At 57.8% G+C, this 11,422-nt stretch carries 11 protein-coding genes and 3 pseudogenes; 6 read left to right on the plus strand and 8 right to left on the minus strand.

Going from position 1 to position 11,422, the window contains the following annotated elements; all coding sequences use genetic code 11:
• Window positions 1-17 precede the first annotated feature (17 nt).
• From L6639_RS37835 to L6639_RS37860, 6 genes and pseudogenes are all read right to left on the minus strand, one after another.
• The gene (locus L6639_RS37835) at window positions 18-764 is read right to left on the minus strand and encodes a restriction endonuclease (RefSeq protein ID WP_128929596.1); all 747 of its coding nucleotides are present in this window, start codon (window positions 762-764) and stop codon (window positions 18-20) included.
• Between the two features lie 51 nt (window positions 765-815).
• Window positions 816-1,822, minus strand: a pseudogene (locus tag L6639_RS37840) (nucleotidyl transferase AbiEii/AbiGii toxin family protein).
• Window positions 1,815-2,414, minus strand: coding sequence for a DUF6088 family protein (locus L6639_RS37845; protein ID WP_128955174.1), 600 nt, complete (start codon window positions 2,412-2,414; stop codon window positions 1,815-1,817). Before L6639_RS37845 ends, L6639_RS37840 begins: the two are co-directional and overlap by 8 nt.
• Before the next feature lie 179 nt (window positions 2,415-2,593).
• Window positions 2,594-3,010 (minus strand): hypothetical protein, encoded by a 417-nt coding sequence (locus L6639_RS37850; protein WP_128929598.1) that lies wholly within the window; start codon window positions 3,008-3,010, stop codon window positions 2,594-2,596.
• Between the two features lie 58 nt (window positions 3,011-3,068).
• The gene (locus L6639_RS37855; protein WP_128929599.1) at window positions 3,069-4,262 is read right to left on the minus strand and encodes a Fic family protein; all 1,194 of its coding nucleotides are present in this window, start codon (window positions 4,260-4,262) and stop codon (window positions 3,069-3,071) included.
• A gap of 405 nt (window positions 4,263-4,667) precedes the next feature.
• Window positions 4,668-5,492 carry a hypothetical protein gene (locus L6639_RS37860; RefSeq protein WP_128929600.1) on the minus strand — a complete coding sequence of 275 codons (825 nt, stop codon included), beginning with the start codon at window positions 5,490-5,492 and terminating at the stop codon, window positions 4,668-4,670.
• Window positions 5,493-5,548: 56 nt separating this feature from the next.
• On the opposite strand from L6639_RS37860, the gene L6639_RS37865 reads away from it, so the two are divergent.
• Complete coding sequence (locus tag L6639_RS37865) at window positions 5,549-5,968, plus strand: GFA family protein (protein WP_128929601.1); 420 nt, start codon at window positions 5,549-5,551, stop codon at window positions 5,966-5,968.
• Window positions 5,969-6,020: 52 nt separating this feature from the next.
• Here the strand turns inward: L6639_RS37865 and L6639_RS43145 are convergent.
• Window positions 6,021-6,743: pseudogene (locus L6639_RS43145) on the minus strand (CBASS cGAMP synthase); the annotation flags it as partial.
• Between the two features lie 313 nt (window positions 6,744-7,056).
• Between L6639_RS43145 and L6639_RS37875 the strand changes: the two are divergent.
• The 5 genes from L6639_RS37875 to L6639_RS37895 all read left to right on the plus strand — a co-directional run bounded on the left by L6639_RS37875 (window position 7,057) and on the right by L6639_RS37895 (window position 10,553).
• Window positions 7,057-7,248, plus strand: coding sequence for a hypothetical protein (locus L6639_RS37875; RefSeq protein WP_128929603.1), 192 nt, complete (start codon window positions 7,057-7,059; stop codon window positions 7,246-7,248).
• 240 nt (window positions 7,249-7,488) lie between these two features.
• Window positions 7,489-7,746, plus strand: a complete 258-nt coding sequence (locus L6639_RS37880; protein ID WP_128929604.1) for a hypothetical protein — start codon at window positions 7,489-7,491, stop codon at window positions 7,744-7,746.
• A gap of 111 nt (window positions 7,747-7,857) precedes the next feature.
• Entirely contained in the window at window positions 7,858-8,658 is an 801-nt protein-coding gene (locus tag L6639_RS37885; protein WP_194408521.1) for an SAM-dependent methyltransferase, read from the plus strand.
• Between the two features lie 15 nt (window positions 8,659-8,673).
• On the plus strand, window positions 8,674-8,895 hold the full coding sequence (locus L6639_RS37890; protein WP_128929606.1) for a hypothetical protein: 222 nt from the start codon (window positions 8,674-8,676) through the stop codon (window positions 8,893-8,895).
• A gap of 65 nt (window positions 8,896-8,960) precedes the next feature.
• On the plus strand, window positions 8,961-10,553 hold the full coding sequence (locus tag L6639_RS37895; RefSeq protein ID WP_237866550.1) for a hypothetical protein: 1,593 nt from the start codon (window positions 8,961-8,963) through the stop codon (window positions 10,551-10,553).
• Between the two features lie 229 nt (window positions 10,554-10,782).
• Here the strand turns inward: L6639_RS37895 and L6639_RS37900 are convergent.
• Window positions 10,783-11,233 (minus strand): annotated as a pseudogene (locus tag L6639_RS37900) (hypothetical protein); the annotation flags it as partial.
• Window positions 11,234-11,422: the final 189 nt, after the last annotated feature.

The raw sequence follows: 11,422 nt of genomic DNA on the forward strand, positions 1-11,422 counted from the left end.
GATGGTTCAATGCTGGCTTACTTGTTGCGATCTCTGACCGCGCGGAATTTCGCAATCGCCGCTTCTCCATGGTGAAGTGTGGCGTCGAGAAGATCGCGATAACCCACGGCGCTCATGATATCCGTGGGAAGCCCCTTATACTTCTCGGTGGGATCGGGAATATTCTTGAGCGGCAGCGGTGGATAACTGCTATGGCGGAGAATCCTCGAATAAGTAGCCATCGACATCGCGAACCAGCCGAGGGGATCGAGCTCATCCTTCAATTGAAGATATTCGTTTTGATCGGCCTCAGGCCAATGGGGAAACGAGGGCGGCAGGAACGGCTCGGAAAAGCCCATCAGCGGATCGAGCTTCGCTGTGATCACCGGAGTGAAACAATTTTCGAGCCAACTCGGCTCGAACGCGTTCTGAAACTGATCCCAGGTGACCAACTCGACATTTGTCATCTGCGCGGCATCGCGGGCTCCCGACTGAAAGCCCGAACTCGAGATGATGTAGCCCTTGTGGGCGCCGACATCCGTCATCACGCTGCGAAAGGAATGAACCACGGTTTGGGGAACGGCGGCCCTCCAATGCTTGCACCCACAAAGGATGATGTATTTTCGTCCTTTCAGAGTTTCCTCGGCATAGACGTCGATTTCCGCTTGGCCACGAACAAGCTTCACCTTTTTTTCGATTTCGACGGCAAACCCGCATTCCGCCAAGATGCGTGCGGACTGTTCCTGAAGATCTTGCCAGCTTGAGGGGGTTCTCGATGTGATCATGCGAAAGGCGATTGAATGAACATAGCCGACGATGGACAGGGCGGCGGCGCATCAATGTCGCTCGTTGGCACGCTTCTGCAAATCTGCGCAGCGCATCATCAGACCGGCAAAAGGCATGGCGTCGCCGAGAAGCAAACCGGCATCGACCATCTTCTGATAGTCGGCCTCAAGTTCTTTGCGCATTTCACCGTCAGGGACGAGCTGGAGTTTGCCGGAAACGGCGGCATGATAGTCAATCACGTTGCCGTCCCGATCTTTTGTGCGAAAGAATTTGCTTTTCCAGTCGGCGACTTCGTTTGCGAGATCCTGATCGTCGAATGCAGCCTTGGCATAGCCAGCATCATCAAGCTTCACAAGGTCATGCCAATGGCGGGAGATGCGATCGCCTTTGATGCCTTGGGCGCAAAGGACGTGGACGGCGGTGGCTTTCTCCCAGAAGGTGCGCTGAGGCAGCATGATCTTGGGCGCCGCTGCCGAAAACGATAATTCCGGCAGATAAGATGCTGCGTCGCATGTGACCTGGCGTATCTCGGCCGGCTCGCCGGTTGATCGAGCACCGAATTCGAGTTTGACGGACGGCGCTACATATTCGGAACCTTCGGAGACTTGGTGATAGTCGATATAGATCACATCCGCATCGACGCGGAATTTTACATTCACACCCGTCGCCGCGGCATGTTGCTGTAGAACCGGCAGGGCTTCATCTTTGACCCACACGACTAACTTTTCGCGCGCAGCCTTCGTCCATTTGTCGGCTTGGGCGCGTGTCTCGGGTATCGGGTGATCGCCTTTGGCGAGTTCGGGAATGATCTGACGAACGTCGTAGGTGAGATCGATATCTTCGGAGAAGCGCTGGATGATGCCATAACCTTTTGAGAGCGAGGTGCCGCCCTTGAAAACGAGATGTTCGCCGAGCTTCGTTTCAAACAGGCCCTGCAAGGCCCATACGACCCAACTATCTTTTTCAAGCAAATGAATGGGTCGGCTGAGGCGGTGGCAGCAACGCCAAGTGCCTCAAGCCGATCTTCGGCAGAAAACGTCAGAAAGGATTCAGCCATAGCTTAGCAGCGATTGGCTGATCGATTTTGACATCCACGCAGGCAGAGCGGGGCGCACGGCGATGAGGTCTTGCAACGTTTCCGCCGACAATTTCTGCTTAAGGACCCGCAGCGCATCGTTCGCTTGCCGTTTGCCGAGCCATTCCAAGGCGCGAATGGCTTGCCCGGCAGCCGGCTTTGCCGGAAACAGCATCCATTCTGGCGCATGCTTCACCTCAACGGTTTGTGCGCCGAGCTTAAGCTCCCGGTCAGGACCAGACGTCAGATAGACGAGTTTCGTTGGCACCTGGGTCGTAAGACCAAGTGCGTTTGCAGCTGCTGCCCCGTGCGGGACGATTGTTTCGGCACGCGTGGCAGCGAGCGCTTGGACGACTTTCTCCGCTTGCGGTGCGCGTACACCGAACCGGGTTTTGACCGGCAGGACGTAGAACCCATGAGCAAGGCGCATCAGCTCGTTGCGCTCAGAAAGCCTTTTCAGAGCTTGATCGACCGCTGCACGGCTCCCCAAATGCAAAGCATCCTTAGCACCAATCAAGGCGCCTTCGGGCAATGTTCGGGCATATTCCAGAATGCGCTCAGCTACGGTCTGCATGCCCCTCCTCCTATCTGTCAGAAATAGATAGTGATTTCTGACAGCCTGCAATACTTAGCATGCTTGCCAAGCAAAATCAGCAGGTTAGCTGCTAAATTCATCAAGCAGGTAGGTCGAAACACGCTGGATTTTGTTCCCGAGCGGGCTGATGGATCGCACGCCCGCACCCTAAGATAGTGTCATGAGGAATCCGTCACGCAAGCTAATTCACCGAGGTTCCGATGACCCGAATTGATCGTTACTCGCTGGCTGTCGTGCCGCTCGAACAGCTCTTCAATGAAGAGAGCCTGGACATTGCCATGGGTTTTATTTGGAGCCGAAACGGACGTTTCTATTTGGTCACGAATTGGCACGTCATCACATGCCGGCGATTTCCGACTGGCGAAAACTTGCATAGCCAAGGCGCGCGGCCGAACAGGTTGCGCGTCTTGTTCAATCTGGGATTTCAGCAATTTGGAAAGCAGGAGCACCTGATAACGATACGTGACGACGACTCTCGCCCTTGCTGGCTGATCCACCCGAACCGGAATGTCGATGTCGCTGTGAGGGGGCAGTTTTCCATGGCGCGCGACATGTTTCCTGCGCTCCCGCGGCATTACGGGTGTCTGGGCGCGCTCAGGGGCGTAACGAGTCTCCTACCACTCACTCCCGCAATCACGTTTCCGGGAACAATCGCGGAAACAGCACATCCAAGGCCTCAACCGGAAAGCGGAGCGATACCGCGCCCTTGGGCGTGTCTGATCCGAGCACGCCGTCGGCAAGCACGTCAGCAAGCACGCGACGCGCGGTGCGCTCAGGCAAACCCGTTATCCGGGCGACGTCACCACGCTCGAACTGCCCGCGAACCAGCGCCTCTTCGAGGAGGCGCTTTGCTTCTGGCTTGAGCGTGTCGCTGCGTTCGACATAGGTGTTTAAGCGCGAGCCTAGGTTATCAAGCTCAAACAGCCCGTCCATGAACTTCACCTGATCAAGACAGACCTGGAGAAACCATAGAACAAACTCGTTGAGCGCCTTCAGCGAAAGATTGCCCCGTCCGTCGAGGTCTCCCTGTCGTGACGAGTCCGCCATATCCATCATGCGCTTGTACTCGCTCGGCGATTTGAGGCCTCGGGCGAGGCCGCGCGAAATCGACCATAACCCGTGTGAACCGATGCCGGCCAGCTGGGCCATAGCGTGGCTCATCAAGCGGCTAACGCGGCCGTTTCCGTCAGGAAACGGATGGATGTAGTTGAAGCGGTGATGCGCCGCAGGGATCGCCATGATTCGGCCGGCTGTTTTCAGCGGCCTGAAGGCGTAGCGTTGCTCGAAATAGCGCATAAAGTCGTCAACACGCTCGCTAGATGGCGGAACGTGACGGCCTATCGCAACATCATGCTCAGGCTTCGACCGCCATTCGCCGGGCACCATCATAAAGGTCGTGTCGTTGCCGCGGATTTGGAGCATATCGCCCGGCGCCCCTCGATAGAATTCACGATGCAACCACTTGATAAACTCCACTGAGGCCGGCTCACCGAGCTCGCTGTCGGCGGTAAGGCGATCGATCTCCGTCTGCACGCGTACATGTGCCGCGGCCTCCAGCTGAAGGTTGCGACGGCCCTCGTCTTGGTCAAGCTCCCCCTCGAGCGCGCGAGCAATGTCCTTTGGCCGCGTGTTATGGCCCTCGATGAGGTTGCTGTAGTAGGTGTTCATCAGCCGCACCAAGTTGGCAAGGTTCGCAGCTGTGCGCTGATGAAGCCCGACACCGAGCCTGGCCGAGGCTGCCGACAGGTCGGCAACCACATCCGCGATGGCCTCGGACGTTTCCTCAAGCCGCGCCGGCTCAATGCGCTGGGGTGTTTCTATCGCCATTGGCCGATCTTATCGCAAATTAACTAGCTGATTTTACGCATGAATTTCCAAATTACAACCGAATTTGGCCCATTTATTGGCCGATCTCCGATTGCGCTTTCGTGACCGCTGGAACTTTCATTCAAGGCATTGACTTTAAAGCATATTTTAGACCTTTAACGTTTCGATTGGCCGGTATTTTGGCCGGTCCTGCGATCTCTACATGAAAGGTTCTTCATAGGCAGTCCTCTCACCCAACGGCCCTCCTCGCTGGCCGGTACATACATATGCCTCGCCGCCCACTACGAAAAATACCAGTCCCGACGTACTGGGATGTTTATAATCTTCGCGCGACATATTCGGCAAACTCGCGCGCCGTGACGTGCGGATAGCGGCCATGACGGCGAGTGCTGCGCTGCGGCGTTCCTACCCGAGTTCGTGCATCGGCCACGGTCTTGGGCAAACGCCTGCGTGGCGCTGACCGATGACGGTAAGGAGGCCAAGTAAAGCGCTGCCGCAGACATCACGTTCGCCGATTTGAAGCGAGCCGGCGTCCGCTGGGGCCGCACTTGGGTCGATGCCCGCGTTACTGTCGTTCGAACCACTGTTGCTCCCCCGAGCGGTTACTCGCGCCCAGAAGAACACGTCGTCGAGGTAGTTCAACGGCAATATCTCGGAGAGTGTCACCCGGTCTCCGGGCTTCAATTGGACGCGCGCGGGCGAGTAGTAGGCGGATCCAGACTCGACGACCGGACAATCGGATCGGAGGTTGACTGCGATATCCGGGGAAAGCCTCGTGCCCATCAAGAATCCACGCTTATCTGCGTCGAGGAGTATCTGCAGAGTACTCAATCCGAAAGGCATGTCGGGCGTATTTTTGGCGAGCCGAGCCGAACGTTTTCCGAGAAAGACGCACCCTGAAACCGCGATTTCGATAGCATCTACGGCCGTGCTCGTCGGCCTGGTTCCGCCGAGCTCGGCCATGCTCGGAATGGCTTTTCGCGCGATCGGTGACGCGGTCGGACCGCTGAGGATCGATGCGAAGCGCGTCACCGGAATTGCGATGCCTTGCGTCGCGCTGCCCGGCTGGTTGGTCGCTTCGATCATAAGTCCGATCACCCGGCCATCCGAATCCAGCACCGGCGAACCGCTGTCCGATCGGACGTAGTCGCCGGACAAAGTTATCTTGTCGGCGGTCTCATCGAGAACGCGCGCGGCCTGGGCCGTCGCTTTCGCACTCTCCTCGCGCAACTAATCTGCTAGCCTAGTGCTTTGCAGTGAGTCTCGGACGACGATGGGGAATTACTATGGTCTACGCAAGGTGCAACTGTGGTGCAGTCATGCTCTCGCTCCCGGAAGAACCGTCCAAGATAGTCGTTGCTTGTCACTGCATCGACTGTCAACGTCGAACAGGTGCGCCGTTCGGCGTGGGAGCATATTACCCCGCGGAGGTTGTTACCGTCTCAGGAACTTCAAAAGAGTTCGCACATGCCGCTGCAAGCGGCGGGGAAATGCATAACTATTTTTGTCCGCAGTGCGGATCAACGGTCTATTGGAAAGTCACCAGCTTGCCTTCGATGATCGGTGTTGCAGTCGGCGCGATGGCAAATCCAAAGTACCCAGCTCCCGGCATATCGGTTTTTGAGAAATCGAAACACGACTGGGTTCAAATTGAGGGTGCCGTAAAGCACTTTCGGGAAAACTACCACCCGGAAAATTCAGGCTGAAATCTCGCCCCGCGCCGACGAGGTGATTGACGCGTCGAACTTGCGGTCCGAGGTCGGCCACCGCCTGCTTAAACCAATCTTCGAGCAGACGAGGGTCGGATTCGATCCACTTGCCTTCCCGAAGAGCGAGCCGGAGTTCGTCCTGATTGAGGCGCTCGTATATCTCGTCATCGAGCGTCTCTGCATCAAGAAACAGCGCGCTGTCAGCCCGCTTGGTCAATGCGGCGTCCTCGGCCAGCCGAACGAACTCCTGATCCGGGATCGCGTACAGCGGAAGGTCGATGTAAGCTTTGCTGTCGAGGACGACGCGGACGCATTTTTTGGCTCGTCTATCCAACGTCCATTTTCGTTTTTCGCAGAGCGGCGCAAGGACCGTCTCGACCAACCGGTAGTAACCTGCGGCCGCGATCACGGGGTTTCCCGTCTTGGCGAGAAACGAGACCGGAAGGTAAACGCCATCGTCGTAATCAATCTGCTGCGGCGGATGTGCCGGATCATTGAGCGTGCGATACGCGGGCGAGGCACTACCCTGCATACGGAACTTCAGACGCAATCGAGGTTCGGTCGCGCCCTTCCGAACGGCAGTCGTTTCCATAACCAAACTACGATCCGCGAAGCGTTGCCAATCCGAAAATCCAGCCTTAAGCGTCTCTCGGATCTCGTCACGTGCCTTGCGGAGCTTTCCCTCGCGCGGCTCCGGTACCGTGAGCCGGGCGAGATAGTCGTTCTCGGTCGCCGCGTCAGTGAATGCGCGATGCAAGTTGAGTAGAGCCATTATCACCCCCAAATCGAGCGGAATATCAACAAAATGTGGTGGGCTGCTGCCCAGACACGAGAGGTGACGTGAACAAATAGGGTCCCGCCGGAACGCGCCTTCTTTCCCAGTTAAAAATGCGAGAGGATTCGGTCTTCCGGTGGGCAAGCCGTGGTTTGTAACAAAACTTCAAAAAAATATAAGTGATTTCAATACGATCTGGCAGAGAGAGTGGGACTCACCCCCTTTCGGGGTCGCGGACCCCTTGTTTACAAGCCTAACCTTCATTTTCAGGGGTTCTTGTACGGCCGGTCCCACACCGAGGTGCTCCACCATGTCGAATTTCAAGATGCCCAAGCCGATCAAGCGACCGACCTCCGAGAACTACTGGATCCGCAAGAAGGTGCCCCTGGTCGGCAAGACCGAGCTCTGGGCCACTCTGGGGACCAAGGACGAACGCCAGGGCCAACATCAAGATCGGCGCCGTCAACGTGGCCATCGAGGCTCAATGGGCCCGCCTGCGTGACGGGGCTGCCCGGGCGGCGAACTCGACCGAGGTAAGTGGCGACCCGCGCCAAGCTCAAGAAGCCTCTGTTCTACGATCCGGAACGTCGTCGCGGCGGAACGGTCAGGGCATCCTCAATTCCACAAGCTCGCGGAGCGGATCGGCGAATGGGTTCACGGTCCCGGAATCAACATACCCTACGACGTGAAGCCCAACCACGGCTGGCGCCATCTGTTCAAGAGCGTGGCGAGGCACGTCAAGATGGACCGCGAGGTCGAAGGCTTCATCACCGGCCACCGTCCCAAGGACTCGAACGCGGGCAACGACTACGGAGACTGCTGGATCGAGACGATAGCGGCCGAGATCGAGAAGTACCCGCGCTACGACATCGCCGCTCTTGATCATCCCCCGGTGCCGCACAAGCGCCGCGGGCGGACCAACTTCGACGTCGCGATCGCGAAGGTGGCGAAGGAAGGGCGCAAGGCAGCACGCGCGAGCCGGAACTCTGGTGCTGGCTAGGCGACAGAGGAGAGCGGGTGGATGGGGCAAGCGGAATTCGCTTCCCAATTTCCGGATTTCTCCGGGCAGGAGTAGCGGATAGTGAAGGAACTGGGGTAAAAACGACCTGTGATGTCGCAAAGCTGTCCACCTTCGCCGGAGTACCCGCCGATCAAGACCGCCGATCTCTACCTCATCGGATGCGGAATCCTGCCTGCGCGAGACGTCACTTTGGAAGCGCTCTCGATCCTGCGTCAGGTGGTCTCATATACGACGCTGCCAAGCCCCAATCTCCGGTCGTTTCTCGAAAGCAACGGGCTTGATTTCGTCAACATCGAGCACCTCTACGAAAAAGGGAAAGAGCGAGCGAAGATTTACGCAGATGTCGCCGCCCATATTTTCGAAAAGGCGACCAGGGAGCGTCCGGTCGCGTATTTGACCTACGGGCATCCGATGTATCTCGACGAGCCCGTTCGTTTGATGATAGCCGGCGCACCGGCAAGAGGTCTGCGGACGCACGTCGTACCAGGTGTCTCATTCGTCGATTCCATCATCGCACGATTGCCGCTTGTGGTCGGCCCGGCCGGCTTCCAGGTCATCTCGGCCGATCCCTTGGTCGAAGGCACAGCCTCGATCAATCCGTGGCGATCGACCCTCGTCGCGCAAATCGGCAGCTTTCGGATCCCCACCGCAGACGGCGAGCAGGCATTGGCTCCCGCATTGCTGGCACCATTGATGGAGCGGCTGCTCGAGCAGTATCCCGCCGACCACCGCATAACTTTTTGCGACCTCGATGAGAGCGGCGCGGAGCCGCTGTTTCTGACCGTTCCGCTTTGCGCTTGGAGCCTGGCGGCGGATGGGGTAAATTACGCGACGACAATCTACATTCCGCCGATCGACCCCGCCAATGGCGGTCGCGAGAACGGCTTTTGAAACGGGACGTTTGCCATGACTACCGGCCCACTTGAGCGCGTGCTCGCCAGAGCGAAGGAGTTGCTGCTGACGGCGCCCGACGATTGCGCCCGTGAAATCAGAGCAATGCCGGAATTCACACAGCTGTCATCAGCCGAGCGGTCGGCTGTCGCGCAGTTGCCCGTGCGCGAGATCGCCGGTTTCCTGGCGACCGCCGATATCAGGCGTGTGGCGTCACGGAAGGCTGCGCAGGCTTGACGCAGACAGGTGAGCCCGAACAGGACTCACCCCCGCCGTACCGCGAAGTCTACGCGGCGGCGATTATGCCGTTCTTGTACCAACCCAATATTCATGAGTTTGGGGGATGCGGGAGCACGAAGCACTTCACGCGAGTAAAGTCTGAAAAAAAGACGGCCAAGGCAGCGACGTCCCCCCAGCAGACGCCCGAAGCGGCGACACCAAGCTGGGTCAAGGCATTCGGCAAAGCTAGAGACAACATCTACAAGGCGCAACCGGCTTGGCGCGAGGTCACTCAGTTCAGCATCGAGGTGCCGATCGAAAAATTCGACCTCTATAAACAAGAGCTTGAAGAGAAGCCTGATAGAGAGGAGGCTAAAAAGCCGCGGAAATTTCCGATTGAGAATCCTCGCTTCAGGGCGATCGTTTCACTCTTCCCTGGGACGGGCGTCGGCACGATCGCCTTCTGGCTGAAAATCGGGTCAATCCATGCGTGCGATGCTTTGCAAGCGGTTGACCTCTTCAAGCTGACCGACCCCGCTGCGGCTTTCGGCTGTCTGAAGGTGGCTCACAGGTCGACCCCCTTTGAGCAGGTCTCGGACCTTGCAAAATTTTACCTGCAGATGTTCCGGGAAGAATCTCCGGCCTTATTCACCGAGCCCCCCGAGCGTCCTGCGGTTCATCCCGAGCTGCGACGATGGAACGAGACCTATAGGCAAGTCTTGGAACGTGCCCGAGCCTACTGGGCCAGATTTCAAGAGAAGTATCCGGATCTTTCGCGCGACTTCAAGGAACCAAGTCAAGAGGGTGATGAACAAGACCCGTCTTTCTCCTATCCTTTCTTGTACGTTTCCTCCGTCGCGGACACGAGAAATGCGGCCGACCTCAAAGAGGGGAAAACAGGGCAGGAGATCGTTTCGATCAACAACCGCTACCGCCTCTTGGACCAAACCATTGCGGCCTCCGAGGTCGAACAGGCGTTCGAGGCCAATCTACTACAATACGACTATGGGGTGATCCTGGTCTCGCGTGCGAGCACGGTCGAAATCCATGCGGAGATGCCGTTCTCAAGGCCGAAGGCCGGGCAGACGGTGCAAGACTCGATTCTCGACGACCTCTTCCAGTTGATGCTCCTCGCCGAGGTCCCGGTCATGCAGTTGTTTTCGCTGCAGCACGTGAATTTACGACTAGGGAGCGATCTCGAGAACGTTCGGACCGAGTTGCATCCTAGGACTTGGCGTAACCCGCTCGCTGTAGCCTTAATTTCGCTGGTGGCTCTCTTTGTTGCAGTAGTCATCATTTACGCATCTGTGCGGGCATCGTGGCCGCTAACACTTTTGAGATGGCCAGCGAGGCTTTTGGAAGTTTGCGCTTCCATCCTCTTCTGGCTGTCGATCTCGGTGGTCGCTTTCAGCTTAGCAGAACCGCTTTGGCAGAATTTGCTGCAAAAGCGGAAGTTCATGAACTTGATCAGCCGCTTCGGCACTGTGTGGGTAGCCGGTGAAGTGATCTACGGTCGATTCAACGATGCCTACCAAAGCGCGTTTCCGATCGCCCAACTGACGAAGAGTTACGAACAGAAGCAGGCGACACTCGATTCGCTGCTTGAGTCCGGGTTCCGTCTATTCGTTACGGTCGTAGGCCTGCTGGTCGGGCTGTTCACTGCGCTTGTTCGATGAGCACAAAGGCGCCGGTCTCGTCTCAGCGAATCCTCCTCGCCGACGATGGCACAGAAAGCATCTTCTCGGCGCCGGAACGACCAAGCTCGCTTACAAAGCCGCACGCCTGATCGCCTGGGCAGACGACACTGGAGGCTCTTGCGGAGCAAGGGGTCGACCGCGCGCTCGACCTCGGTCCGGGACACGCGCTGGCCCAGATGATGCAGAGCACATTCCCCTCGATCCGATGTTATGCTTCCGACGGATTCCACAGCATCAATGGTCTGCGCGACTGGATCGCCTTCAGGAAAGCGATCTCGTCCTCGGACGCTGTCTCGCAGACGTCGATGTACCCAGGATTTGGACCGACCGTCGCTGCCGTCGCTCCCGCGATAGCCGCGCCTCTTGAGTAAATCCTTGAGATCGAACGGGGATTGCTCCGCCCACACCCGCAGCGTCGGCTTGCGGGCGGTCCCGAGCAGGAGCGCGAGAGCAGGCTCTCCTGTTGTCGGCAGGTCGATCGAGAGGATTTCCAATAAAGCGTGGCAATCGTCGACCGCGCGATGCGCATGGTGGAAGAGGCCGGCACCGTTCAACAGGTAGCCGAGACGCGACCCCTCGAAGCCATGCTTCCGCCAGTCGACCTCGGTAGCCGAGCATCCCCAAGCCTTCGTCTCGAAGACCGGCCAACAGCGCGCCGCCATCTCTGCTGCGAATTGCGCCAGCCACGGCAGATCATACCGCGGTTTCATGAAGAGCGGCGATTTGCCTGTCAATCGGCCTGCAAATTTGACCCCTCATCGGCGTCCAATTTTGGCTCTGACGCAAGTTTGGTGCAACGCCGACTATTCTGCGCCGATCAACCTGGCTTGAAGCAGATCGATTTTCCC

It is taken from the genome of Bradyrhizobium zhengyangense (genome assembly GCF_022012555.1).
Lineage (GTDB): Bacteria > Pseudomonadota > Alphaproteobacteria > Rhizobiales > Xanthobacteraceae > Bradyrhizobium > Bradyrhizobium zhengyangense.